This window comes from Paenibacillus sp. 01L418, from assembly GCF_056400045.1.
Map to the genome: position 1 here is coordinate 22696 of NZ_JBFTSN010000015.1, position 26687 is coordinate 49382.

Annotated in this window: 27 protein-coding genes and 1 riboswitch; of the genes, 16 read left to right on the forward strand and 11 right to left on the reverse strand. The window is 44.9% G+C overall.

The window, feature by feature from the left end; genetic code table 11:
* Positions 1–245: 245 nt before the first annotated feature.
* Positions 246–770 carry a YwhD family protein gene (locus tag AC1DSE_RS03905; RefSeq protein ID WP_430053929.1) on the reverse strand — a complete coding sequence of 175 codons (525 nt, stop codon included), beginning with the start codon at positions 768–770 and terminating at the stop codon, positions 246–248.
* 106 nt (positions 771–876) lie between these two features.
* Between AC1DSE_RS03905 and AC1DSE_RS03910 the strand changes: the two genes are divergently transcribed.
* The 6 genes from AC1DSE_RS03910 (at position 877) to AC1DSE_RS03935 (ending at position 7038) form a co-directional block, all read left to right on the forward strand.
* A complete protein-coding gene (locus tag AC1DSE_RS03910) occupies positions 877–2892 on the forward strand; it encodes a M1 family metallopeptidase (RefSeq protein WP_441884806.1) in 2016 nt (671 codons plus the stop codon).
* A 27-nt stretch (positions 2893–2919) separates the two neighbouring features.
* On the forward strand, positions 2920–3735 hold the full coding sequence (locus AC1DSE_RS03915; RefSeq protein WP_477512189.1) for a hypothetical protein: 816 nt from the start codon (positions 2920–2922) through the stop codon (positions 3733–3735).
* Between the two features lie 165 nt (positions 3736–3900).
* Positions 3901–4485, forward strand: coding sequence for a hypothetical protein (locus AC1DSE_RS03920; RefSeq protein ID WP_441884810.1), 585 nt, complete (start codon positions 3901–3903; stop codon positions 4483–4485).
* A gap of 35 nt (positions 4486–4520) precedes the next feature.
* Positions 4521–4670: a hypothetical protein gene (locus tag AC1DSE_RS03925; RefSeq protein WP_477512188.1), complete on the forward strand. Its 150-nt coding sequence runs from the start codon at positions 4521–4523 to the stop codon at positions 4668–4670.
* A 232-nt stretch (positions 4671–4902) separates the two neighbouring features.
* Positions 4903–5056: riboswitch (cyclic di-AMP (ydaO/yuaA leader) on the forward strand.
* A gap of 3 nt (positions 5057–5059) precedes the next feature.
* Entirely contained in the window at positions 5060–5536 is a 477-nt protein-coding gene (locus tag AC1DSE_RS03930) for a C40 family peptidase (RefSeq protein ID WP_477512187.1), read from the forward strand.
* Positions 5537–5694: 158 nt separating this feature from the next.
* Positions 5695–7038 (forward strand): FAD-binding domain-containing protein, encoded by a 1344-nt coding sequence (locus AC1DSE_RS03935; protein WP_477527422.1) that lies wholly within the window; start codon positions 5695–5697, stop codon positions 7036–7038.
* Positions 7039–7135: 97 nt separating this feature from the next.
* Here the strand turns inward: AC1DSE_RS03935 and AC1DSE_RS03940 are convergent, their stop codons facing one another.
* A complete protein-coding gene (locus AC1DSE_RS03940) occupies positions 7136–8371 on the reverse strand; it encodes an MFS transporter (protein WP_477512185.1) in 1236 nt (411 codons plus the stop codon).
* A gap of 116 nt (positions 8372–8487) precedes the next feature.
* On the opposite strand from AC1DSE_RS03940, the gene AC1DSE_RS03945 reads away from it, so the two are divergent.
* The gene (locus tag AC1DSE_RS03945; protein ID WP_477512184.1) at positions 8488–9012 is read left to right on the forward strand and encodes a GNAT family N-acetyltransferase; all 525 of its coding nucleotides are present in this window, start codon (positions 8488–8490) and stop codon (positions 9010–9012) included.
* Here AC1DSE_RS03945 and AC1DSE_RS03950 read toward each other — a convergent pair.
* Positions 9009–10247 (reverse strand): EAL domain-containing protein, encoded by a 1239-nt coding sequence (locus AC1DSE_RS03950; protein WP_477512183.1) that lies wholly within the window; start codon positions 10245–10247, stop codon positions 9009–9011. The genes AC1DSE_RS03945 and AC1DSE_RS03950 overlap by 4 nt on opposite strands.
* Positions 10248–10378: 131 nt before the next feature.
* A complete protein-coding gene (locus AC1DSE_RS03955; protein WP_076271564.1) occupies positions 10379–10672 on the reverse strand; it encodes a hypothetical protein in 294 nt (97 codons plus the stop codon).
* 181 nt (positions 10673–10853) lie between these two features.
* On the opposite strand from AC1DSE_RS03955, the gene motA reads away from it, so the two are divergent.
* Entirely contained in the window at positions 10854–11654 is an 801-nt protein-coding gene (motA, locus tag AC1DSE_RS03960) for a flagellar motor stator protein MotA (protein WP_054027115.1), read from the forward strand.
* Positions 11638–12471 (forward strand): flagellar motor protein MotB, encoded by an 834-nt coding sequence (locus tag AC1DSE_RS03965; RefSeq protein WP_477512182.1) that lies wholly within the window; start codon positions 11638–11640, stop codon positions 12469–12471. The genes motA and AC1DSE_RS03965 overlap by 17 nt, the downstream gene beginning before the upstream one ends.
* A 75-nt stretch (positions 12472–12546) precedes the next feature.
* Here AC1DSE_RS03965 and rluF read toward each other — a convergent pair whose 3' ends face one another.
* Genes rluF through AC1DSE_RS03980 form a run of 3 tightly spaced genes read right to left on the reverse strand, consistent with a single transcriptional unit; the run spans position 12547 to position 15904 of the window.
* A complete protein-coding gene (rluF, locus tag AC1DSE_RS03970) occupies positions 12547–13248 on the reverse strand; it encodes a 23S rRNA pseudouridine(2604) synthase RluF (protein WP_477512181.1) in 702 nt (233 codons plus the stop codon).
* A 7-nt stretch (positions 13249–13255) separates the two neighbouring features.
* Positions 13256–14032, reverse strand: a complete 777-nt coding sequence (locus AC1DSE_RS03975) for an NAD(P)H-binding protein (RefSeq protein WP_477512180.1) — start codon at positions 14030–14032, stop codon at positions 13256–13258.
* Between the two features lie 45 nt (positions 14033–14077).
* The gene (locus AC1DSE_RS03980; protein WP_441884828.1) at positions 14078–15904 is read right to left on the reverse strand and encodes an ATP-binding protein; all 1827 of its coding nucleotides are present in this window, start codon (positions 15902–15904) and stop codon (positions 14078–14080) included.
* Between the two features lie 200 nt (positions 15905–16104).
* On the opposite strand from AC1DSE_RS03980, the gene tadA reads away from it, so the two are divergent.
* Positions 16105–16569: a tRNA adenosine(34) deaminase TadA gene (tadA, locus tag AC1DSE_RS03985; RefSeq protein WP_076271560.1), complete on the forward strand. Its 465-nt coding sequence runs from the start codon at positions 16105–16107 to the stop codon at positions 16567–16569.
* 6 nt (positions 16570–16575) lie between these two features.
* Here tadA and AC1DSE_RS03990 read toward each other — a convergent pair whose 3' ends face one another.
* Positions 16576–16770: an aspartyl-phosphate phosphatase Spo0E family protein gene (locus AC1DSE_RS03990; protein ID WP_076271559.1), complete on the reverse strand. Its 195-nt coding sequence runs from the start codon at positions 16768–16770 to the stop codon at positions 16576–16578.
* A gap of 350 nt (positions 16771–17120) precedes the next feature.
* Between AC1DSE_RS03990 and AC1DSE_RS03995 the strand changes: the two genes are divergently transcribed.
* The 6 genes from AC1DSE_RS03995 to AC1DSE_RS04020 all read left to right on the forward strand — a co-directional run bounded on the left by AC1DSE_RS03995 (position 17121) and on the right by AC1DSE_RS04020 (position 23813).
* Positions 17121–17324, forward strand: coding sequence for a hypothetical protein (locus AC1DSE_RS03995; protein ID WP_477512179.1), 204 nt, complete (start codon positions 17121–17123; stop codon positions 17322–17324).
* The gene (locus AC1DSE_RS04000) at positions 17321–18508 is read left to right on the forward strand and encodes a carboxylate--amine ligase (protein WP_477527423.1); all 1188 of its coding nucleotides are present in this window, start codon (positions 17321–17323) and stop codon (positions 18506–18508) included. Before AC1DSE_RS03995 ends, AC1DSE_RS04000 begins: the two co-directional genes overlap by 4 nt.
* A 41-nt stretch (positions 18509–18549) precedes the next feature.
* Positions 18550–20019 carry a UDP-N-acetylmuramoyl-L-alanyl-D-glutamate--2,6-diaminopimelate ligase gene (locus AC1DSE_RS04005; protein WP_339205952.1) on the forward strand — a complete coding sequence of 490 codons (1470 nt, stop codon included), beginning with the start codon at positions 18550–18552 and terminating at the stop codon, positions 20017–20019.
* 39 nt (positions 20020–20058) lie between these two features.
* Complete coding sequence (gene asnB, locus AC1DSE_RS04010) at positions 20059–21906, forward strand: asparagine synthase (glutamine-hydrolyzing) (RefSeq protein WP_477512177.1); 1848 nt, start codon at positions 20059–20061, stop codon at positions 21904–21906.
* 83 nt (positions 21907–21989) lie between these two features.
* A complete protein-coding gene (locus tag AC1DSE_RS04015; protein ID WP_477512176.1) occupies positions 21990–23054 on the forward strand; it encodes a C39 family peptidase in 1065 nt (354 codons plus the stop codon).
* A gap of 45 nt (positions 23055–23099) precedes the next feature.
* Complete coding sequence (locus AC1DSE_RS04020; protein WP_477512175.1) at positions 23100–23813, forward strand: aspartate/glutamate racemase family protein; 714 nt, start codon at positions 23100–23102, stop codon at positions 23811–23813.
* A gap of 69 nt (positions 23814–23882) precedes the next feature.
* Here the strand turns inward: AC1DSE_RS04020 and AC1DSE_RS04025 are convergent, their stop codons facing one another.
* The 3 genes from AC1DSE_RS04025 to AC1DSE_RS04035 all read right to left on the reverse strand — a co-directional run.
* Positions 23883–24296 (reverse strand): organic hydroperoxide resistance protein, encoded by a 414-nt coding sequence (locus AC1DSE_RS04025; RefSeq protein WP_076271553.1) that lies wholly within the window; start codon positions 24294–24296, stop codon positions 23883–23885.
* 392 nt (positions 24297–24688) lie between these two features.
* Positions 24689–25795 carry a glycosyltransferase gene (locus tag AC1DSE_RS04030; RefSeq protein WP_477512206.1) on the reverse strand — a complete coding sequence of 369 codons (1107 nt, stop codon included), beginning with the start codon at positions 25793–25795 and terminating at the stop codon, positions 24689–24691.
* Between the two features lie 75 nt (positions 25796–25870).
* Positions 25871–26687, reverse strand: an 817-nt coding sequence (locus tag AC1DSE_RS04035; RefSeq protein WP_477527424.1) for a BclA C-terminal domain-containing protein, incomplete at its 5' end; no start/stop codon positions are given.

Below are 26687 nucleotides of genomic sequence, written 5' to 3' on the forward strand. Positions count from 1 at the left end.
GGGCCCGCCCTTCTGTACCTCTCTGATCCAATCCTCGTCTTGAATGTCGCTCCCCTCCTTCCCAATCTAATAGACGCCAGCTTGTCCCGCATACCCTGCACTTGCTGCCAAAAAAATTTTTTAAATGCTTTAACAGCCTCTATCAACGCGGAAAACCTCATCATTCGATAGGACTAGCCTACGAACGATGAGGTTCTCATCCATAATTCACAATAAACTCAATCTGCTGCTAATAACGCCAGCTGTTATACGTTCAAAGCTTGCTTAAGCTCATCTGGGGAGCGATCCCACCACTCAAGATTATGCTCCACAAGCAGCTTGCGAAGCGCCGATTTATCGACATCGCCAAGCTCGGACAAGTTATAGCGGCGTTTGAGTGATTGATCCAGCTTGTTCACGTGATCCGGGAGAAGCTTCCACCCGCGACGCGCCTCGGAATCAATCAGCATCTCGCATGCCGTAGCGCCCGCGTAATAGGAGCCTTCTTCATTGCGGTCAACCGCTACCCATACGATCCAGCATTGACGACCGTTCGGAGTATCCTCTTTGTTAGGCGTAAACTTAATGCCACGCTCTACTTTACTCTTTGCATGCATAGCGCCAACATCAATATAAGCAACGCCATCATCAATAATAACACAGGATACCGCGCTCAAATCGATCGTTCCTGCCCCAAAACCTTTATGTTGTTTGCTGCTCACTACGTTGAGCGACAGTGATTTCTTTTCTTTCTTAACCGGCTCCGCCGGTTGTCCTTGTTCTTCCGTCATGCGTATTCACACCTTCCCCGATACAATAATTCCATTTTAGCTAATAATCATCGAAAAGCAAACATATACATGCTGTAGATGCTTGTCAACGGGAGGGAAACGTTCAATGACTCCACGCTATTTCAAACGAATTTTACTCGTAATACTCGCAGTCGCGCTGCTCGGCATATCGATGCAGCATGACTTCGGGACTGCTTGGCAATCCCAATATACTTATGCTTTCGCCCCCGCCGCTAACGCCAAGCAAGCACTAGCGCCTGCTCAAAAGTCGGTCAAGCCGCCTGCCGTGCAGGAGCCGAATACGGTCATCACACCTAAACCGCAAGAGCTGAGCAAACGTGTCGTTGAGTACCATATCAACGTGCATTTAACGAATGATGCAAAGCAGCTGAACGGTGAGCAAACCGTAACTTGGACTAACCCTGGCAAAAAAACAGTGTCCGAGCTCTATTTCCATCTGTACCCGAACGCCTTTCAATCGGGCAAAACCACGTTTATGAAAGAATCCGGCGGCAAGCTGCGCCAGGACAAAGCAACAACCAATAGCCAAGGCTATATGAACCTGCTTACGCTAGAAACGCTGAACGGTGAGAGCCTTCTGCCACGTCTTCAATATGTACAACCTGACGATGGCAATGCCAATGATTTTACTTTGGCCAAAATCCGCTTGCCGGAGCCTATCGCTCCCGGCACCTCCGTAACGCTGCGAATGAGCTACGAGGTGAAGCTCCCAGAGGTATTCGCAAGAATGGGCTATTCCGGCAACTTCGTGATGGCTGGGCAGTGGTTTCCAAAGCTCGCTGTATATGAGACAGCCGGCATGCGCGGACGTACAGCTGAGGGCTGGAATGTCCATCAGTATCATGGCAATTCTGAGTTCTACAGCGACTTCGGCATATACAGCGTTCGGATTAATGTGCCTGAGAACTACACCGTCGCTGCAACGGGCTTCCAAACAAAGCCTATCGAGATCAAGGAAGCAACAAAGATTTACCAGTTTTATGCTGATGATATTCATGATTTTGCTTGGTCGGCCTCACCGGACTTCGTTTATGAAGAGACTGCTTATTCAGATACCGGCATTCCCGGTGTACGCATTAAGCTGTATCTTGATCCTGCGCATGCTGACCTTAAGGATCGCTACATGCATGCAGCCAAGTCCGCACTCTCAAGCTACGCCAAGTGGTATGGTGAATATCCTTACAGTACGCTGTCGATCGTCGTTCCGCCCAAAGGAGCGAACGGAGCTGGCGGCATGGAGTATCCAACACTCATTACCGCTTTCGCTGCAGAAAATGATAACCCAGGCTACGATCTTGAACGTACGGTCGTTCATGAGATTGGCCATCAATATTGGTACGGAATGGTCGCCTCTAATGAATTCGAGGAGGCATGGCTGGACGAGGGGTTTACGTCCTATGCCGAGGATAAAGTAATGGAGACGGCATATGGCTTGGAGCCGAATTTGCGCATGGAAGCGAGCTATATGACCAACCCTGCACCGCTCAAGCAGCAATCTTGGTCATACGCCAGCCACTCGCAATATGCCGAGAATGTATATCTGAGGGCAAAGCTGGTGCTCATTGGTATCGAGAATCAGGTCGGCTCCAGAACGATGCAAAAAATATTGCGAACCTATTTCCAAAAGTATAAGTTCAAGCATCCATCGACAGCAGACTTCCAGCGTGTTGTCGAACAGGTAACAAAAACGAAATGGAATGATTATTTCAGCCAATATGTCTACGGCAACAAAATGGCCGACTTTTCGATCGAATCGATTCATGTACGCCCAGTCACCCAAGATGGTGCTGAGATGTATGAATCTGTTGTACTCGTTAAGAAAAACGGCGGCAGCAATGGAGAGATTAAAGTGTTGATGAAGTTTACTGACGGCACCAAAATAACAAAGCTTTGGGATACTCAGGAATCCCATATGCAATATAAACAGCTGCATTCCGCTCCGCTTGAATGGGCAGTCGTTGACCCAAACAACAGCAATGTGCTTGATAATAAGCTCATTAACAACTACATGCAGGCTCAGCTGCCAGAGGATAAACGCACAAGATGGAGCCTCGGCGTTGTCCAACTAATTGAAGGACTGCTCGGGTCGCTGAGCTGGTAAGTAATTGCGTTCAAGGAGCGATAAACGATGAAAATACATTTGAAGCAAGGCTGGCGGTTAGCGGTAAAACATTTTTACATTGTTGTTTTATTATTTCTTTATCAGCTGATCTGGGGGTTCTTCCTTTACCGCTTCATTGATTCGGTCGTAGCTCCGCTGCTGCGTCGATATCCAAGCTCCGCTCCTTCAGAAGCAGCCGTTCAGCTATTCATGACCGAAGCACAATTCCAGCTGTTCAAGACCGATCTCATTAATCCTTACGTCTGGACGCTGGGCGGTCTCCTTGTTGCCCGAATGCTGATCACTCCCTTATTCAATGCCGGTCTATTCTATTCGTTAAATCAGTCCAGATCGAATAGAGGGACACGATTTCTAGAAGGTATTCGCAAAGCTTGGAAGCCTGTAGTTCTGCTTTACTGGATCGAGGTTATTTTATCTGTGGCTCCTGCTTGGTATGTGCTGCCGCGCTCACTGGATGCGCTTCTAGAGAGCGGCTCTATTCCAGAGCTGCTGCAAACGGTGCTGCCTAGCGCCCTTCTATGGCTCCTATGGGGCACAGTACTGCATCTGCTGTTTCTAGCCATGCAATTCAGCGCTGCATCAGGAGGAAGCATATTCCGTTCCTTATGGCACGCTCTCCGAAATTTCCTCACCTATGCAGCTGTGTCGCTCATCATGTGGGGGATTGGAGCGGCTGCTGGGCTTGTGGTGACAAGTCTCTCCATGCTGTGGGCCGGGCTGATTGCACTCATTCTGCATCAAGGCTATTATCTCATTCAAACACTGATGAAGGTTTGGACGATTGCCGCGCAATATGACTTTTTGGAAACGAAAAGAATGTAGCAAACCAAAAAAGCCTTCAGCGTCCTCTAGATGCTGAAGCAAAAATAAACCTTCATTCCACGCTTTGCTGTGGTGTGGAGGTTTTTTTTACAACTAACCGCAACTAAATGATGGCAGTTCTGTATAAATAACTGAAAGAAAATCAAAAATGGGGGATATTCACAAATGATGCGTAAAAAACTAGTTATTATATCCATGGTATTGCTCTTATCGGGCGGTTCATTGGTTGCAGCAGACAAACTATTTCAAAAGGTAACGCTCCTTTATAATAATAAGCAATCCACTGACGATGCTGTCGTTGTGGATGATAAGGTTTATATTAGCATTCGTTCTTTAAGTGACAGCCTTCAAGCCTTCGTCCAATGGAAGAGCAATGATAAGAAGCTCATTATTCAGAAGCCCAATGTGCATATGTTTCTAATGAACGAGAAGCGAGCTATGTTCGGACAGGTTGATAAAGGCAGTGTTCAGAAATTTTTAGTGCAAGCACAAATCGATAATTTGAATATGGCGATTTCAGAGTTCAAAGTGACCATCGTTGATCCTAATGATAAGGAAACGACAATCGACAGCCGCAGCCAGGATGATGATGATTTTAAAGAGTTCGTCGAAAAAGACACCTTTTGGTTCAGCTCCAAGCTCGTTTCCTACGATTTCAAAAATGCCGGAAAATACAAGGTACAGTTTTGGATGCAGCAAAAAAACAACGATCCACAGCTCATTTCTGAAAAAATCGTTACTGCAAAATAAATCTTTTTTTCGATTGCCCAAAGGGGGCTGTTCTCATGAACAGCCTCCTTTGTCTATTTCTGCCGCTCTATCTGGAGCAGCAGCTAGGCTGTCTGAATCTACGCTTATTCACGAGTGATATAGATGAGATTTTTCTAATTTATGAGGAGCAAAATGGTGAAATACCGCCGTTTACGGCACTTTAAGCTAGTCCTTGCGATATAGCGCCTAAAGGACAAAACGGTATATTTTACACAACATCCACATAATTAATGAAATTGACTCCATGTATTTAGTTAGAAAGCACTACTATGGCGTGTTTATATTACAGAAAGAACGGTTTAACGAAGCAAATTGTCAAAAGGTTACATGAGAATTATTAGAAATTGCCACTAAAGGCAGGAGATCATTGAAAATAATCGAATATTTCTCAAAGCAATAAAAAAACTGCCTAATTCCCTATTGGGATACGGGGGAACCACTTTGGGTGAATTGATTCCGACGTTTGAGTTTTTTTCAAACGCCCGAGGAATCATAGGGAGCCTTCAACCGAACCCCACAGCTAACCTCGTCGGCATTGGAAGGAGTTTCACAATTGAAGAAGATTACCACATTAATCCTGGGTCTCGTTCTCGTGCTCGCTTTTCAAGCGGGAAGCGCTTTCGCTGACTCAAAATTGAACGGAATTGTTAATGATCTTATTGGCACTCCGTACAAAAGCGGCGGAACGTCGTCGAAAGGCTTTGATTGCTCCGGCTTCACGAGCTATGTGTTCGAGAAAATGGGCATTGAGCTTTCACGTACTTCTGGTTCGCAAGCAAAAGAAGGTACAAAGGTCGCTAAGGCTGACCTCATTGCGGGAGATCTTGTGTTCTTCGACACAGTTGGCGGCAATAATAGCGCCGTATCCCATGTTGGCATTTACATTGGAGATGGAAAGTTTGTACATTCATCCTCGAGCAGAGGCGTTGTAACTGACAAACTTAACTCCGAGTACTATGAGGGACGATATGTAACTGCTCGTCGTATCATGGATGCTGATTCATACCAAGCCAACGTTGACGTAAAATAGAGCAACCTAATCCCTCTTCTTGAGGGTTGAACGGGTAGACTCATCTAGCAAAGCCGCAGTTTTTTGTCCTCTGACGACAAATGACTTGCGGCTTTGCTGTTTCATTCCAGCTGGAATGCGGCCGTTCAATGTTGCGCTTATGGAAGGAGCTATCACTGATGTATTTGTTTATTCACCGCAAGGATTTGCGTATTGCAGATTTGCGCGCTTTTGATTATTTGAAGAAAAAAGAGAAACAAGGCATTCATTTGCTAATCATAGATCCCGTTATTACAGGAGATGGCCGTTTAACTAGTCATAGCGGCCGGAATTTCATGGCGCAAGCCGCCTCGCTTCTGCACAGCTATTCTAATGCAGGAAAGGAACTGCATGTGCTTTATGGTAATCCTGCTGCGATCACCGAAGCACTGCTGCATGCGCATCCTATTGATGAGGTTATTGTTCACACAGACTATACGCCTTACTCACGGCAGCGAGATGAGCAGCTTGGGCTAACCACACGCAGCCTTGGCCGCCGATGGATGTCTATTGCCGATTCACCTCTTGCTGATCTAGATGCTTTCCCGGCATTTGCTCGAAAAATGGAGCCATACAAGGTTTTCACACCCTTTTATCGCAAGTGGAGCAGCTTTATGCTGGAGTGCTATAGCCCAATGAGTGAAACGACGATTCATGAGCTTGCTACCTTAAGCGAAATTAATGCCAAGGTTGCGCAGTCCTTCGCTCTGCCCGAATCCGTTTCATGCGCCCTAGGCGGCACAAACGTGCAAGGATCGTCCAAAGGATTATCCAAGCTGGAACGGTTCGTACGAGAACGCCTTGCCTCTTATTCGGAGAGCAGGGACGCTTATGCCGATGATCATACAAGCCAGCTTGCACGTTTCCTTAATACGGGCGCCATCTCCGCCCGCCAAGCCTACGAAATGACCCAAGGGCTTCCGGGGTCTGAATCATGGATACGGCAGCTGGCATGGCGTGATTTTTATTTATATCAAGCGATGTATCATGATGATTTCTTTCGTTACGAGCAGCTCGCTGATATATCCAAGCTCTCAGATGCTCATCTAGAAGCATGGGCTGCAGCTGCCACCGGCATTCCAATCATTGATGCGGCCATGACGCAGCTCAATCGTACAGGTGAGCTGCCCAACCGCTTGCGAATGGTAACAGCTATGTTTTTAACTAAAAATCTGCTATGTCCCTTCACGCTTGGCGAACAATATTTCCGCCTTCACTTAAGCGATTATGACAACACGCTTAATCGCGGCGGTTGGCTGTGGTGCTCTTCACTCGGGTATGACGCAGCGCCTTACTWCCGCATCATGAATCCCGCAACTCAGTCACAGACGCATGATCCTAGCGGCAGCTATATTAGGCGCTGGCTGCCTCATTTGAATCATCTGACAGACAAAGAGATTCATCAGCCGCAAAGCGGTGCCATCGTCGACTTGAAAGCATCACGCGCGCGCGCCATAGAGGTATACAAAACCATTCTTAAATAGCTGAAAGCATTTAGAATAACACGTTTAATAATAAATAAACCTCCACACCCGCTTTGAAACAGCGAATGTGGAGGTTTTTTTATAATTTGCAGTTCAGCTAAGCCTTGGATCGTATGCTGTGAACTTGTTTTCTTCCGAGTAGGAGCATCGCCGCTAACAGAAGCAGCATCAGTATAACTAAGCTGCTTATATACCATAACGTAGATTGCACATTGTACTGATCCATTATCCAGCCAGTCAAACGAGGAAAAATCGCTCCTCCAAGCCCGCCGAATGCTACAAGCAAACTCGTTGTCCTCTCCGTCATACCCGGAATGAGCTCATTGGCATAAACAAGAGCGATACCGAATATACCCGAGAAGAACAATCCGCTAAGTGCGACAAAGGCAAGCATCCAGCTAAGCTGACCCATAACAGCCATTAAAACAAAAACGACCGAGGCGCCCGCTGTAGCAATAAGCAAGTAACGCGAATAACCCATTCGGTCAGCCAGCAGTCCCGCAAATAGACGCCCTAGCACCATCGTTCCCCAGAACAAGCTGAGCACCGCTGCCGCACTGGAATCTCCTACACCTGATCGAACGATGAGAATAGAAGGCAGATAGTTGGAGAAGCTCATTTCCATTCCTACATAAATCATAAAAAATAAAGCCGATAACAAGAGAAATGGAAGTGCTTTGCGCGGATAGCCAAAAAAGACAGATCCGCGAGTGGTTTGCGATCCTTCCAACTCATTCGAATGGCCTTCCTTCACTTCCGGTGTTCGAGCAACTATACCAAGCTCATCATCCAGCTCTCCAAAGGACATCGTCAGCCAGAGAACAAAGGTGATGCCTGACATCGCTGCCAGAATCGGAAAGGAAACCTGCCAAATGCTATGCTGAATCAGATAAGCCGCTGCAATTGGAATCAACAATGCGCCAACGCCAAAAAAGGTTTCCAATCGGCTCATCGCCGATGCCTTGCCGTTTTTCGCCATATCAATAATCATTGCGCCGACGACCGCTTCCGTCATCCCAAAGCCAAGACCCGCAAGCGGAGCAATCGCGAGCATCCAGCCCCATGGCAGCAGCAAACTGTATGCCGCCTCACTGAGCGTCAGTACGCCCATCGCAATCAGTACTGCGCCTCTTTTTCCAACTCTCGAAGTAATAGATGGCGCTAACAGAACACCCACCAGGAACCCGAGGAATTGATTCATAATCCATTGCCCGCCATCTTTATAGGTTAAACCATAATGAGCAATGAGCTGTTCCAAGATAGATCCGCCCACAACATGGGCAACGCCGATGACTAAATATGACAAGCAGCCTAGCCAGATCAACTTCTTCATTTTGATGCTTCTCCTTATTTACGCGCGATCAACGCACGCCTATCTGTTATAATAAACCTATTTCATTCGACATTCGCTCTATTCAGCTACTTTTTTTCAAGCGGAGGTAAAAACAAATGACAAGCCATCAAAGCTCTATTCATTATAATCGAGATGAAGGCGATATGACCATATGCCCGCTCGAAACCGGCCATGCACAGCAACTATGCGGCTGGCGCTACGAGGCTCCATTTGATGTTTATAATTGGCCGACTTGGGAGCAAATGAAAAAAGACGAAATCGAATTTGGCGATCCCGTCCTTCGTGCTGCCCAATATATGGCTGTCCTAGACGCTCAGTCTGCGCTCATTGGGTTTGCGCAGTTTTTTCCTTTAACAGGCGTAACGCGGCTCGGGCTCGGATTGCGGCCTGATCTTTGCGGTAAAGGCCTCGGCCTTGCCTTCACACGTCTCATTGTCGCAGAGGCAATAAGGCGCACCCCTCAAAACGAAATTGATTTGGAGGTGCTTACTTGGAATACTCGTGCGATGCGCGTTTATGAACAAGCCGGCTTCCATATTACAGACACCTATGCGCGTTCTACTCCTACTGGCTTTGCCGAATGCCATTGTATGGTTTATGAGCCAGCAGCCGCACGTTAACGACGCTGGGCTCCGCGCTCAGAATCCCTCAAATCCATAAGTAAAATAAGACCAGGCGCTGCTAGAACAGATACGGTTCTAATCCATGCGTGAGAATCGAGATCAGTATAGGCGCGCGAAACGATTGCACGTCGATGCTCATTGAGCTGGACGAGATTAGGAACAAAATAGGGACGCCAACACCAGTTGGCACCGCGGTATTGCTCCTCTCGCCTCCAAGCCTTGTCCGCATCGCGATAATAGTTGGATGAGAGCTGAATACCGCTCTCATTGCACAAATAAACCCGAATGCAATGGTCGTAAAGCTCGGGAAGCAGCCCCTCTATCCATTCATCCTCATGATCCAGGTAACGCGTCTCCTGAACAAGCGCAACCCACTGCTCTGCCAGCTTCTCCGATTGCCGCTGCCAATAGCGTTCAGTTCCAACGAAATGCAGCAGATGCTGATCAAGCTCCGCTTCAATTAGAGATGCAAAACAAGCAGGCTCACGAAACTCCGGCTCTGCCCTTGCAAACATATAGCCTTGGACGTAACGGGCGCCTGCCTGAATTGCGCGGGCCAAATCCTCCCTTGTCTCCACTCCCTCGACGAGCAGCGAAGCTCCAATTTGCTCTGCTAAATCAGAGAAGGATCGCAGCACACCGAAATAGCCGTCATGAGTCGCGCTTTTCTTAATCATATGAATATCGATTTTGAGCAGGTTGGGCTGAATGTGAGCAATCCGATCCGTATTGCTAAAACCACTGCCTACATCATCGATTGCAATCAAACAGCCCCTTGCCCGGTATATGTCGACAACAGAACGAAGCCTATCCATGGAACCTTGGAAGCTTTCCTCCGTTATCTCGATGACAATTCGTTTAGGGTCAATTCCGTACTTATCAAGCAGCGACAACGTGTAGAGCTCGCCGATCTCCTCATACCGATAAATCCAAGACGGCTTCAAATTAATGAATAACATGGGCTGTTCTTCTTCCATTGAAGCCAGCTTCGAGAATGCCTGCTCCCGCAGTACCCGGTCCACTATAATGTGGTCCTCTTCTGGAATTTGTTCATTGCAGAAGAAAGGTCCAAGACTCCGCACGGAATCACCCTTTACAGCTCGAGCAAGCACCTCGTAACCCATAATGCGTCTTGTATCCATCGCTATAATGGGCTGATAAAATGCTGCTAATGTTTCACCATCTAATTCAAGCGCTTTCGGCAACAGCAACGATGATGAGCACTCATTCATGTCGTTCTCCTCTATGTTAGATCAATGTCAAATTATATGTCATATTGTATTGAATAACATTGTAATAGAGTCGACATTAAATGTAAAGATCCGACAAGAGCACTACTTATATGAAGTTTTATGCCGAATGCTTATATCAATCTAATGATTTGGGTCACCTTATCGTCCTGTGAAACCTCTATGATGTGATGTTTGCTATTATACGTAATGACACCGCTGCCTACCTCAATGACCGGATTCTCTCCTAGCCCAAAGAAAACATCATCCGCCAAAGCCTCCATCACTTCATGCCGATCGCTTACAGGCAGCTGAGCCCATTCATCTGGTTCCATTTCAAAAAAAGTATAGCTATTCTCAATTTCAGCCACAGCTGCTGTAAAATCCTTCAATATATCTGAATATTCTCTTGCATGTCTTACGCCCATTTGCGTGTACCACCTTTGCTATCGTCATTTTTTGTACATATCTCTCTACTATTCTACCGCATTTTATCATTTTTTAACGCATTCGCCTTAAATCATTCCATATACTCTAACTTCAGAATACCCATTTGTCGATAATATAAGAAGTAGAGAAATGTCGAAAATGTATTGGACGGGGTGTATGATGAAAAATTCAACAATTATTGGTTTGGTGCTAGGATTAGTCGCTGTACTTGGAGGCATGGTTTTAAAGGGAGCACACCTGTCCTCTCTTGCAAATCCAGCTGCTTTTATGATTATTATTTTGGGAACTATAGCCTCCGTCATGATCGCCTTCCCGATGTCCGAGCTATCCAAAGTCGGTAAACTATTCAAAATGGTGTTCACTGAGCAAAAGCTGCCTATGCGTGATGAGCTGATTCAGCGCTTCATGGAATGGGCTTCCATTACACGTCGCGAGGGTTTGCTCGCTCTTGAAGCAAAAGTTGACGAGATTGAAGATACATTTCTTCGTAACGGCATGCGTATGATTATTGACGGAAATGACCAAGATTTTGTACGCGATGTTTTACTTGAGGATATTGCCGCAACAGAAGACCGCCACAAAGCGGGAGCACTTATTTTTACGCAAGCAGGTACATATGCCCCTACACTTGGGGTACTCGGTGCAGTTGTAGGCCTCGTTGCCGCACTTGCTGATATGAGCGATATGGGAAAACTCGCACATGCCATCGCAGGAGCTTTTATCGCAACACTTCTTGGTATCTTTACAGGTTATGTATTATGGCATCCTATTGCTAATAAACTGAAGCGCATGTCTAAGAAAGAAATTCAAATCCGTCTTATGATGGTGGAAGGCCTTCTTTCTATTCAATCCGGCGTATCAACGATCGCTATTAATCAGAAGCTGTCTGTTTTCCTTACACCTACAGAAAGATTGAAGATGAGGGAAAAGGAGGAAGGCGCCGTTGAGCAGAAAGCATAGACATGAAGAACACGAGGAGCATGTGGATGAATCATGGCTCATTCCTTACGCCGATTTGCTCACCCTGCTGCTAGCACTTTTTATCGTGTTGTACTCCATGAACTCCGTCGACGTAAAGAAGTTTGAAGAAATGTCGAAAGCATTTAGTTTAGCACTCAGCACTGGCAGCGGTATTCTAACCGAAACGTCCGCTGTGAAAAGCGGCGAGGATGACGGGAAGAAGCAAAAAGAAGAAGGCGGCAAGCTTCCCGACAAGGATGTAAACAAAAATCAATCAGATGAAGAGAAAGCTCGCGAGGAGCTTATTAAGCAGGAGCAGAAGGATCTCGAGGATCTGAAGAAAAAAGTAGATGCCTATATTAAGAAAAACGGCCTGACATCTGATCTTGAGACGAAGTTAAATCTCTCACAGCTGATGATTACGATTAGCGACAACGCATTATTTGCACCGGCACAAGCAACTGTTAAGCCTGAATCGAAGGAGCTTGCCGTTGCGATCAGCAAAATGCTGCAGCAGTACCCTGATTATGAGGTCATCGTTTCCGGTCATACCGATACAACGCCGATCTCGACTAACCAATTTAAATCAAACTGGGATTTGAGCTCTATGAGGGCGATTCGTTTCTTGGACGTTTTGCTCGAAAATAAACAACTGAAACCCGAGCGCTTTAGCGCTATCGGCTACGGTGAATATCGTCCTGTTGCCGACAACGAGACGGTTGCAGGCAAATCCAAAAACCGTCGTGTAGAGGTTTCGATCATCCATACGTACACTGATGTCACGAATGCCCAGCAGTTAAATGTAAAAAAACCATAATTAAAAACCTGAATCAACTCGCCCTAAGCGTGTGATTCAGGTTTTTTTGTCGTTATACGAATGAATGTTTCCTGCTTAGACCGGCTCATAACTTAATGTCTCGAACAAAGTCGCCTTCTCGGCTTCGCTCAAATCACGCCATTTGCCAACATGAAGACCGCCGAGCTGGATGTTCATAATACGCTGCCGCTGCAGTCTCCGAACATGATAACCGAATGCTTCGCACATTCTACGAATTTGACGATTGCGGCCTTCCGTTAAAATAATGCGGAATACGCGGTCCGTCACTCTTGTTACAACACATGGCAATGTCATGCTGCCTAGTATATGAACTCCGCTTGCCATTCCTTTTAAGAACGCTTCTGTCATCGGTTTATCTACAGTAACCAAATATTCTTTCTCATGCTTGCCCTCCGAGCGTAGAATCGGATTGACGATATCACCGTCATTCGTGAGGAGAATTAATCCCTCCGAATCCTTGTCCAGCCTCCCGATCGGGAAGATACGCTCCTCATGACCAACAAAATCAACAATATTGCCTCTAATATGAAGCTCGGTTGTACAGGTAATGCCTACCGGCTTATTAAGCGCAATATAAACATGATTTTTTTGCTCGCCGATTTTGCGGCCATCAACRCGTACATCGTCACCTATTTCAGCTTGGCTGCCGAGCTGTGCCTTTTCTCCATTGATCGTAACACGTCCGCTGTCTACGAGCTTATCCGCCTCACGTCTGGAGCAATAACCTGTTTCACTAATAAACTTATTGATTCTCAAAGCTGCTTCACCCCGTTGTATGTAATGCCAAGTCGGCAATTTTGTCCGATGAATAATACTGAATCATCGATGACTTGCTTGCTGCCTTCATTTGTCCAGCTTGTCCCGCCGCTCTTCTCATTGCCAAAGCTACATCCTCACCCTTAATCGGCCGATACTTGCGCAGCGGACCAACCATCGCAAATTGCAGCCCTTTCGAAACGACAGCTCCAAACGCTTCACCAGGTCGAGCCTGCGGTCTTTCGCCAAGCAGAAGCGAGGGTTGAAACACTTGAACTAGCGGAATGCTCAGCTTAGCAATCGCATCCTGCAGTTCACCTTTCACTCTGCTGTAAAATATTTTTGAGCTGGAGGAAGCCCCCATAGCCGTCACGATAGAAAATAAAGAAGCATTCGTGCGTTCTGCAAACCGGGCAAGCGTGAGCGGATATTCATAATCTACTTTGCGAAAGGCTTCTTGCGTCTTCGCAACCTTGATCGTCGTACCAAGCGTGCAAAATATGACGTCTGCATGTACCTGCTCCAGCGTTTTATCCAAATCATCAAAGGCGGTGACGATCATATTCAGTTTGGAGAGCTCATTCGCGCTGCCCAAAGTTTTCGTCTCTAGCGGCCGCCTTACAATAACGGTTACCATCGTCACCAGCGAATCACGAAGCAGCTGACGGAGCAAAGCTGCTCCGATCAAACCAGTAGCTCCTACAAGTAAGGCGCTGTAGCCTGAAGCATCATGAAGCACGTTCCCTTTTTGCCATGAACCATCTACAGAAGATTCCTGCTTCAACGAGAATCCCTCCTCTTACATTTCCGTTAGAAGCCCGATCTGTGCTTATGCTTCCAGTATACCGCTCTCCCGTGTTTCTTTCAAAGCTGGCAGCAGCAAATGTATCGTTGTTCCGACATTAACCTGGCTTTTAATATCCATCGTTCCGCGGTGGCTGTTAATAATACGCTGACTAACCATAATGCCGAGCCCTGTGCCCGTTTCCTTCGCTGTAAAAAAGGGATCTCCAATTTTCGGTATCATATCGTCCGGGATGCCCATTCCTTCATCCGTTATCGTGATCGAAATGTATTCCCGTTTATGATTAATATGAATATGGATTCGTCCACCATTTGGCATCGCTTCAATCGCATTTTTCAGCAAATTAATAAACACTTGCTTCAATTGATTTTCTTCACATGAAATTAAGCAAGAATCATCGGTTAGAGTAACACAAAACTCGATATTATGAAGAAGTGCTTCACTGTTCATTAACGCAATAACATCTTGCAGTACATCCCGTATGTCCTTGGTGACAAACCTCGTCGCTTGCGGCTTCGCAAGAATGAGAAACTCGCCAACAATGAGATTGATCCGGTCAAGCTCCGATAACATAAGCGTTACGTGGGAAAGTGCCAGCTTCTTGCTCTCCTGCTGGAGCTGCAGGAAACCGCGCAGCGTCGTCAGCGGGTTGCGAATTTCATGGGCTACGCCTGCTGCTAGCTGCCCTACTGTCGTCAGCTTCTCCGACCTGCGCAGCAGCTCTTCCATTTTGTTACGGCTCCTCATGTCTCTTGAAATGCTGGCAAAGGCACGAATCGTTCCGTCCGAATCACGAATTGGCGATATGGTTACACTTACAGGTATCAGCTCTCCAAGCTTTGTCATTCGTATCGTTTCCTGAGCTGGCAGTACTTTGCCCGACAAGATCTGGTTTAACATATCCCTCATCTCTGCATGATGAGAGTCGGGAAGAATAGGATTTATGAGACCAATTGCTTCTTCTTCCTCATAACCAAAGAGCAGCTCGAAAGCACGGTTTACTTGAATAACCTTACCATCCAAATCAATAAGATGAATCGCATCGCTCGTGTGATTAATAAATGACTCCAAATGCTCCTTCATCCGGCGGTTTTCCTCAAACGCTCTGCGCAGCTTGTTCATATATATACTTAGATTTTGCGACATCGCATTGACCTTAAGAGCCAGCAAGCCGAATTCATCCTTACGTTTAATTCGAATCGGCTGTTGAAACCTTGCAGATGAAACCTCGTTAACCTTCCATAATATATCTTTTAAGGGTCTAATCATTACTCCTACCAGCCAATAGCTAATAAAGAGGACGAGCACCATCGATATGCCCGTATAAATGAATGAATCATTTCGCTTCTCCGCGATAAGCTCATTAATTCCCTTTCTGTCATAAACGACACTTATAATGTAATTACCCATCTGCTTCGTGTAATAATAACTTCTAAAATAACATTTTCCGTTGATCTCCATCTTTCGAAGCTCAAAACCTGTTTTCTTCACATCGGTTATAATAGATTGATCGCTATTTGAATCCAAATACGTGTAAGTACCGTAACGCACAGCCAACGTATCTTGCTCAAATACTGTAATTTCATTTATATTTGGATTTAATGTTTTTACGATATCAAAGATATGCCCAGGGCCTGAGCGATCCTTCTCCGGAAAGATATAGCCTGAACCTGACTTCTTCTCGTAAGAGGAAAATGTGTTCGCCACATGCATGGAAGTATCGTGCATCGCTCGTTTTGCTTGCTCACGCATGCTTTGAATCATCGAATACTCACTAAGCATGTGTTGGAATATAAAAAACGTCAAAACGATAAGCGTGATCAAGACTGAAAATTTCATCTTTATTGACAATGAATGACACATCCTTTTACACAAAAACGTTTTTATTAACAACTTATACACAATATCCACAATTACTGTGCACAGCTCTGAATAAATTGTGAGTATTTATGTGTATATCATGATAGTTATCCACAATGTTATCCACGACATGTTAACAACGGAATATTTGTTCGTTGTATAATGAATAAATAGTAAAGGAGTTATTGTATATGACAAGAGAGCAAGAAGATCAGAAATGGATGCTGGAAGCTATTGAAGAAGCCAAAAAAGCCGAGCAAATTGGAGAGGTTCCTATCGGGGCTGTTATCGTCAGAAACAATGAAATCATCGGAAGAGGCTACAATTTGCGTGAGACGAGGTTTGATCCAACCGCTCATGCCGAAATGGTAGCTATTCGTGACGCCTGCGATCGCATCGGCGCATGGAGATTATTAGATTGTACATTGTATGTCACGTTGGAGCCTTGTCCAATGTGCGCCGGCGCCATTGTTCAATCTCGGGTTAAACGTGTCGTTTATGGAACAACCGACCCGAAGGCTGGATGTGCTGGGACGCTCATGAATTTACTGCAAGAGCCCCGTTTCAACCATGAAACGGAGCTCACTAGTGGTATTTTACAGCCTGAATGCTCAAACCTGTTGACTCAATTTTTCCGACGGCTTCGAGAGAGATAATATTCTCTACATATCGTCGCGGCGTATCGTAATATGTGTTAGCTCGTTTCTTTGTATATGCTGTAACGCAACAATTAGTTGATCGGCCTCTTCGCTAATCGCTAGAACATCCGGATCTGTCAGACTGCCGCGCGCTTCGGCTATTTCATGAAGCTTTAGCCGCAACGACTGCAATTGTTTAAGCAAGTGTTTTTTGTCCATAGCTCGCTTCGGGGCACGCTCCTTATCTAGCACTCGTGTGGTAATGCTTCTATTATACTCGTAGAGCAATAAGGAGTTTGTAAAAACTTGTCGACGAACGTAGACAATTTTCGGGCATTATTCGACAAAATGAAGCTATTTTATCCAATTTCTAGTTCTTTTTAACTAGTAAAATCGATCAATATATGGAAAAAGTTACTTGCGTTAAATATAGAATAGTAAAATATACATATATATGAATAATTGAAAAATGTTAATAAAATCACAAATATGCTAATAACGCTCATCAAGTGCTTTAATGTTAAAAATTCCGATAAATGGTTTCAGCGATTTACGGGTAATGGTGTCGAATGCCAGAAAAAACGGCTGTTAAAGAAGCTGTTTTAAGCGGCAGCATGCACCTCGGATTTGGTTCAAATCCTCCACATCTTTGTAGCTATTATGAGGATAAATCCATTTGTATTATAAGAAAGTATGAAGTAAAATTATTTAAAACATTAGTCGTAATACAGGGAAATGAACATAAATTAGGATGTCGGGATGTGCCTTTGTGAATAATAAAGCAGTAATTTTGGGTTGYAATTATTATATAGGTTTAAGCACCATTCGTTGCCTAGGCATTAACGGTGTACATACGGTTGCCGTAGATTATTCGACTAAAGATACCTATGGCGCCGATTCAAAATATACTTCTGAGAGACTAATCTCTCCTCATTATAAAGAAGACACGGCAGCGTTCATTCGTTTCTTGAAGGAATATGCCCTCAAGCAAAGCGCTCCTCCTGTCCTTATTCCATGCCACGATTCTTATCTTGAGGTTATCGATGAGCATTTGGAAGAGCTTAGAGAACACTATCTCATACCACAAGACATTCCGGGCATATACTCGGATATGATGAATAAAGAGGTGCTGCAGCGCCTTTCTCTAGAAAATGGTGTAGCTGTTCCCGAAACGGTCCGTGTAGACGAAGATCGTTTTTTTGAGAAGATCGACGAAATCATTAAATATCCTTGTATCGTCAAACCAACAGATTCTCCATCCTTCGTTGCCAAGTTTAGACGCAAGCTCTTTAAGGTACATAGCCGCGCTGAGCTCGAACAAGCGCTGGCCAAAGCGAAGGAAGCGAGCTTGGAAGTCATCGTACAGCGTATCATCCCAGGTTTCGACGATCATATGTATACGTTCGACGCGTATTTAAACCAAGATTCAAAGGTCACTCACTGGGTCACTTGTCAAAAATTCCGCCAATATCCGATTAACTTCGGCGCATCGGTGTATACAGGGCAGAGATACGTACAAGAGCTGTTCGATATCGGAGCTCCTTTTCTAGAGAAGATGAAATGGAAAGGCTTCGCGGAAATTGAATTCAAAAAAGACGCCGAAACTGGCCGTTTTTATTTAATCGAAGTCAATTGCCGGATTACCAACCTGAACAACCTGCTGTACCGAGTTGGGGTAAATATTCCATGGATTACTTACCAAGAGTTAACTGGCGGCAACCTTGTGYCTCCCAAAGCCGTCAAAGAGAATACGAACCGTGTTTTCTGGTACGGATATGAGGACATGCTTGCTGTTCGCGATTACATCAAGACGGGTCAATTGACTTGGAAGCAAGTATTCGTATCCTTGTTTAAACCGAAAGCTTATGCGATCTGGGATTGGAAGGACCCGAAACCAGCCTTTTCCTATGCGGCTATCATCGGTGGCAAGCTTACGAAAAAGCTTCTAAGAAGATAGCCTGCAAAAATAGTAATAGGTAATAGAATGGAGCTGATCGTATGTTATTGACCTCCTTACTGAAAGATCTGGATTACACGCTCGTGAAAGGCGATTTGCATATTGAAGTAAGCTCCATTGCCTTTGATTCGAGGGAAGCTTCAGCCAATGGCGTATTTGTCGCGATAACGGGCTTTTCGGTTGATGGACACCATTTCATCGAAAAAGCAATCGCACTTGGTGCGACCGTCGTTATTGTCGAGAAGGATGTTCATGTGCCAGCAGGAATAACGGTGCTGCAAGTTAACGACACGCGTGAGGCGCTCGCCCTGGTATCTGCAAACTTCTATCATCGCCCGACTGAGCAAATGAATCTTCTCGGCATCACTGGAACAAACGGGAAGACATCGACCACATATTTTCTAAAATCTATATTCGAGCAAACGGGGACAGCCCTCGGAATTATCGGCACGATCGGCACAGTTATCGGCGACAAGCTGATTCAAAATAAAAATACGACGCCGGAATCGCTGTATTTGCAACGAATCTTCGCCGATATGATCGAATCACATATGAAGCATTGCGTCATGGAGGTTTCTTCGCATGCGCTCAATTTGAAACGCGTTGCTCATTCCAGCTTCAAAACTGGCATTTTCACAAATCTAACGCCGGATCATTTGGAGCTTCACCATACGATGGAGGAATATTTCGAAGCGAAGGCTTTGCTGTTCGACATGACGACGGACTTTAACATTATTAATGCAGATGATAAATTTGGCCGTATTCTCATTGACCGCTTGCAGCATAAAGGTCCAAAGCTGGTTACTTATGGCATTGAGCAGGAAGCTGACATTTACGCGACGGATATTACTTATTATGCCGACTATACGACTTATAATGTAAATACGCCAAAGGGCAGCATCGCAATTAAAGTAAACCTGCCTGGGACGATCTACGTATATAATAGTCTAGCCGCTATTGCAACGGCTTATTGCAATCAATTTACTCTACAGCAAATCGCAGACGGCATTTTGGCTGTTGAGGGTATTAAAGGCCGGCTGGAAGTTGTCTATCAAGATGAGGATACGAAGATCATCGTCGATTTTGCTCATACCGAGGACAGCCTAGAGAAGGCATTAAAAACAATCAGGCCTTTTACCAAAGGCAAAATCATTCTCGTGTTCGGCGTTTACGCATCTGATGGGGAATCAGGCACAGAGAAACGTAGAGCGATGGCTAAGGTAGCCGCTACATTTGCTGATTTTTCCGTAATCACCTCTGATAATCCCAAGGAGCAGGATAATAACCTGATTATTAGGGAAATTATTGAAGGAGTCGAAGCTTATAACGGAGCTTATGAGGCCGTTATCGACAGGAGAGACGCTATTGCTTTTGCCATTGATATCAGCAGAAAAGACGATGTCATTCTCATAGCCGGCAAAGGTCATGAAACGTCGCAAATTATTGGGAAAACGGAAATCCCATTTAATGAATCGGAAATCGTCAGGGAAATCAAATTAAAAACGATGTGACTGCGCTTAAAACAATATAGTTAATGAAAGGTATTCCACATGTGCGGTTTTGTAGGTTTTGCAGATAGTCGTCCCGACGTTGATCAAGTAGCCATTATTAAAGACATGATGGATATGATCGTTCATAGAGGTCCCGATAGTGGCGGTATCTATTCAGATGAGGAAGTAACTTTAGGGTTTAGACGCCTCAAAATTATAGATATGTCTGAAGAAGCCAGCCAACCGATTTACAACGAGGATAAAAGCTGTGTTCTTGTATTTAATGGAGAAATCTACAATTATCAAGAGCTGCGCGAAGAGTTGATTCAGTGCGGGCATACCTTTGTTAGCCATACGGACAGCGAGGTTATCATTCATGCTTATGAAGAGTATGGAACCTTGCTGCTCCAGAAGCTAAGAGGCATGTTTGCTTTTGCGATATGGGATACGAATACGGAAACGATGTTTCTCGCCAGGGATTTCTTTGGCATAAAGCCGTTGTATTATACACAAAACACAACGGATAATTCCTTCCTATTCAGCTCTGAAATCAAAGCTTTCTTAAAGCAGCCTGCCTTTCGCAAAGAGTTGAACAAGGATGCGCTCAAGCCTTACCTGACCTTTCAATACTCCGTGCTTGATGAAACGTTTTTTAAAGGCGTGTACAAGCTGAAGCCTGGTCACTATATGCTTTACAAACAAGGCAAGCTAGAAGTGAAGCCTTATTGGGACGTTAACTTTGCAGAAGAACCGAACAGTCTGTCCCATTACGTAAACCAAATTAAAAGCACAGTAAAAGAATCAGTCGCCTATCACCAAATTAGCGATGTGCCGGTCGGGTCTTTTTTGTCCGGAGGCATTGATTCCAGTTATATTACCGCTTTGCTAAAACCAAACAAAACATTTTCCGTCGGCTTTGAGGATTATGAAGGCAACTTTAATGAGACGAACCTCGCAGAGGATTTGTCAGAAATTTTAAACATCGAAAACTATAAACGACTGGTTTCAGCGGATGAGTGCTTCAAGATGCTGCCAACGATTCAGTATCATATGGACGAACCGCAGTCCAACCCATCCTCCGTGCCCCTCTATTTCCTAGCAGAGCTTGCGAGCAAGCATGTGACCGTGGTGCTCTCTGGAGAAGGCGCAGACGAAATTTTTGGCGGTTATGATTGGTACGATACGACACCAGCGATGAAAAAATACAAGAAGCTTCCGTTTGCAATCAGGCGGCCGTTATCATTATTAAGCGGCAAGCTGTCCAAAAACAGAATCACCTCCTTTGTCGTAAAAGGCGGACAGCGGGTTGAGGAACGTTTTATCGGTCAAGCGCAGGTGTTTGAAGAAGCTGATGCCTTAGCCGTATTGAAGGACGAATATAAGCAAGGACCATCCGTACAAAGCATTACGAAGACTGTATATGATCAAGTGCGGGGCAAAGATGATATAACCAAAATGCAATATCTCGATCTGAAGCTTTGGCTTCCGGGAGATATTCTTCTTAAGGCAGACAAAATGAGCCTCGCCCATTCCATTGAGCTGAGAGTTCCATTTTTAGACAAAGTGGTTATGGATCTGGCTTCCAAGCTGCCTACTGATCTTCGTGTACATCCAAGCAATACGAAGTATGCACTGCGTACAGCTGCGAAGGAAGTACTTCCCGATGAATGGGCGAATCGACCAAAGGTTGGTTTTCCTGTACCTATTAGGCACTGGCTAAGACAAGAGAAATATTATAAGCTCGTTAAGGACATGTTTCTCTCGGACCGAGCGAAGCTGTTCTTTCATACCGATGAGCTGATGAAATATCTGGATTCGCATTATTCAGGCAAGCAGAACTACGCTAGATACATTTGGACAGTGTATGTGTTCCTTATATGGCATAAGACGTTCTTCGAGCAAGCGTAACAGGCATGGGGCAGCCACCGGCTGCCTGCTCGTTACACACTGTCGCATAACTATTACGGCTATAAAGTGAAGGAGCCACCAACATGAAGAGAATGATCAAGCTCCTGGTGTTATTGGGTATTATATTTTTTATTTATACATTGTTTACGAAAGAAGATGCAAAACCTGTATTCAATGAGAAAGTCGATTCTACACAAACGACTGCCCCTACTCCAGAAATAGAGCAAGGAACAATTACAATAATAAGCAAAGACGAAGCAACGCAGCAGCCGATTAAAGATGCTGTATATACAATAACCGCTGCTAATAGCGGATCGGTTATCGGCACCATGACAACAGACGAAATGGGTAAAGCAACATCTATTTTGCTCGATTACGGTACCAGCTATAAGATAAAACAACAGAAGGTCGGCAGGCCTTATCAGCTGTCGGAGGAAGAGCATCAAATAGCGGTTAAAGGCCCTGCACAAGAGCTGACAACCACCAACAAAACGTTTGAATATGTGAAGGATTATGAGCGGGCAGCTGATGGCTCCATAACTATTAAGAAGGTTTATATCGATGTCGATACCATCATGCAGAAGCCTGAGCTGCCTAACGGCTGTGAAATTACTTCATTAACCGCGGTACTCAATTATTACGGATATGACGTTACCAAAACAGAAATGTCGGATAATTATTTGCCGAAGCAAGCTTTTATCACCAAAAACAATAAATTGTATGGGCCTGATCCCTATAAATCATACGCTGGCGAACCTAGGTCGTTAAAGGGCGGATTTTTCAGTTTTGCTCCTCCTATCGTGGAGGCGGCTAACTTGTATTTTGATGTCGCAGGGCGCAGCAACAGTACTTCAGATATTAGCGGCAGCACGCGAGAGGAAATTATCGAGCAGCTTAATAATGGGATCCCTGTCGTAACTTGGATTACGCTTGATCTCACGCCGCCAAAAATGAATTACGCTTGGTATTTCAGTGATACTGGTGAATATTATTCAGCTCCTATTAATTTGCACGTGGTTGTCCTAAATGGATATGAAGATGGTAAAGTACATGTAATGAATCCGTTAAAAGGACAAGTTACTTACGATGCAGACACTTTTTTTAACAGCTATGACGCAATGGGAAGCCATGCTATGATCGTTGAATAACTAAATCATTTCAATTAAACACTTCATCAAAAGTAGGTTGAGGCAATGGAAGCTAAAAGCTTAGGCATCATAGGCGGGATGGGCCCAAAAGCAACATCCGTATTTTTCGATATGATTATCGAGCAAACGGCAGCAGACCGTGATCAAGAGCATATTGATATCGTCATTCTCAATCATGCCACTTTGCCAGATCGAACAGGTGTCATATTAGAAAACAAAGGCGAGTTGTTTCTCAAAGCGGTTGCTAAAGATTTCAAAATCCTTGAGGCAGCAGGCGTATCTAATATTGCGATTCCTTGCAATACGTCGCATTATTTCTATAATGATATGCAGCAAATGACAAGCATAAATATAATCAACATGGTGGATGAGACGCTGAAAAAGATCCATGACACCTTTGGAGAACACTGTAAGATTGGTATTTTAGCTACAAATGGAACGGTTAGCAGCGGCGTGTATCGTCATGGCTGCAATCAGTATAATATGCACCTTCACGAGCCTGAAGAAGTCATTCAGGAGCATGTGATGGACATTATATACAACAAGGTCAAACGCAATTTGCCTGTTGAGCCTTCCGAGTTTGAAGGCATCATTAACCACTTGCTCGTGCAGGATGAGTGCCACTGTGTGATCATCGCATGCACTGAATTATCCTGCATACCGATCCAAAAAGACGTCGCAGCCTTTTGTGTAGATGCAATGACGGTGCTTGTACAAAGATCTATTGAGCTGTCGGGCAAACAAACCATCGCGAAATAAGAACATCACAAAAAATCCGGAGATCATTCTCCGGATTTTTTTTGTGCTTTGGGCTTGTACTATTTTAGATTAAAGAAGATTGAGTTCTACATTAATGTTGCCTCTAGTGGCTCTAGAATACGGACATACCTGATGAGCGGCTTCGACCAATTCCTTCGCTACGTCTGCTTCAACGCCCTCAAGCGCAATATCCAGCTTCACAGCCAGCTCATATCCGCCATCTGCATCCTTGCCAAGCGTAACATGAGCGGTTACTTCGGTTTTCTCCACTTTAATTTTCTTCATCCGGCATACAACGTTAAGAGCACTCTCGAAGCAAGCTGCGTAACCTCCTGCAAACAATTGCTCCGGGTTCGTTGCGCCACCCACTCCTCCAAGCTCTTTAGGGGCTCTTACATCTACATTCAAAATATTATCGCTTGAAACAAGCTTGCCATCTCTTCCACCTGTTGCCGTTACCGTAGCTGTATATAAGTTTTGCATCATTAATTCCTCCATTTTAGTTTTTATTTTAGTACGTTACTTTGCAAGCTCTAGACCTTGAAGCTCCTCATGAAAAAGCACCTTATCGACAATGGCCTTTTATTTAACCTCCGTTACTTGAAATAACATCTTGTTTTCTTATTGCCAAAGAGAGCCTTCTCTATTCTCCTCATGCAATTTGGTGCAGTGAAGATTTTGTATTTTATACAATATAATTTTATAAAATATAATATACACTCGCTCATAGGCGATGTCAATAGTGCGAAGTGAAATATGCTGAACTAACAAAAAAAGATTTCCTCCCAAACTGAAGGGAAGAAATCTTGTTGTTTAATTATATTCAGTTTAAATAGGAATCCTCATTCGATCTTAGAAATTCGCTCTGTTACCCATTAAGTTGAGGGTTCTAGACTAATCTCGATTGTTTTCTTTCCTAACCGTTTGTTCAAATAATCACGATTTGCCAAAATGCGCTCATCTGTCGGCCTAAATTGTGCTGCTTTCTCATTATGATCGTATGCGGCTTCGTAATCACCTATGCCATCGTAACAAACGCATAGCTGAAGCTGCGGCAGCCATGTAGAACAAGCTAAATTCTCAAAGCCCCAGTTCTGCTCCGGCTTCTCTGTGCTCAGCGCCAATTTATACCAATAAATTGCCAGCTTATACTCTTGACGCTGTAAGAAATAATAACCGAGGCGGCAACAAAATTCCGGACGAGGCTTGTCGTAATGGAAAGAGCGGAAGATCGAATCGACCACATTGCGTACTTCATTAAGCTCGCTGTAACAATCCGCAAGCCTGCCGCAGGAAGCAATGTTATCCTCAATCCATCCTTTGCCCGTCGCAAGAAATTTTTCGTAGTATCTTATAGCAGCCTCATATTTCCCATGGTCCTTAAGTTCATTGGCATAATAGAATAAATCGCGCGGAGAAAAGATTTCCCCTTTAGCCAGTCGTTTCTCATAAATGTTCAAATTGCGATCACTGTCATGATGTATACTGCTATGGGTTACGGCGATATCGCTGCTCAATATATCCCCATAAACTTCAAGGTATTCATGCACCGGACCAATCCATTTGAAAGCACGCGATTTTTTTACAATTCGGTTTCGTCTTAGTTTTGAAGTTACATTACCGAATTCATCAAACGCCAAGTGGTATTCCATAGAAATGGAGTCGACGGCAGGATCTACATTTTGTTTTAGCTCCAGCAGTTTCTGCTGATCGATTTCCTTCAAAATATCATCTGCATCCAGCCACATAATATGGGATTTGGTTGCTAAAGAAAAAGCATAGTTGCGAGCTGCCGCAAAATCATCGATCCATGTAAAATGTTCGATGCGATTGGTAAACTCGCTCGCAACCTGCTTCGTTAAATCCGTAGAACCCGTATCCACAATAATAATCTCATCAGCGATATCCTTCATGGAAGCTAGACATCGACCGAGCGTTTTCTCTTCATTTTTGACAATGAGGCACAAGCTGATGGAAATCAACAAAACCACACTCCCGCGAGTCGATTAGATTGATACATCATATTCTCATGCCATTGTCCTGTTACTTCTGCTTTATTAACTAACCCGAATGATGGTCAAAGCCGCACCCGCTCCGCCGCCTAACAGCGTTGCTGCTCCTAATAATCCAAACATTTGAAGCGTTATGGTACTGCCTGCTGTCAAAGTAACAATAACATCATTATTAAAGCTTGATACGCTTAGAACTGGAGCAATCGTAGAAGGAAGATTCGCTGCACCATTAATTAGAAGACGAGTACTGAGAAGTAAGGCAGCCGTGATGTTGATCTGATAAGTGATATAATATCTGCCTGCATTAACAACTGTAAAGGTATCATTAGCTCCGTTTACGGTAATATTTGGGCTTAGGTTTTGTGAGCTCGGGAGTGGTACATTCGTTCCTCCGAGCACAACAGCGATAAGTGCACCCGTCGTATTGCCAGCATAACTCGAATCAGCCGTTGGTTCAGCACCTGTTACACCTGTGGCTCCCGTAGTTCCAGTTGCTCCTGTTGCTCCTGTTGCTCCTGTGGCACCGGTAGCTCCTGTTACGCCATTCGTTCCAGTGGCACCCGTTGCTCCTGTTGCTCCTGTCGCACCTGTTACACCGTCGGCTCCTGTTGCTCCTGTGGAGCCCGTTACACCCGTTGCTCCTGCCACTCCTGTCGCACCAGTTACACCGTCGGCTCCTGTTGCTCCTGTGGAGCCTGTTGCACCCGTTGCTCCTGCTACTCCTGTTGCTCCTGTGGAGCCTGTTACACCCGTTGCTCCTGCCACTCCTGTCGCTCCAGTTACACCGTCGGCTCCTGTTGCTCCTGTGGAGCCCGTTACACCCGTTGCTCCTGCTGTTCCTGTCGCGCCTGTTGCCCCAGCC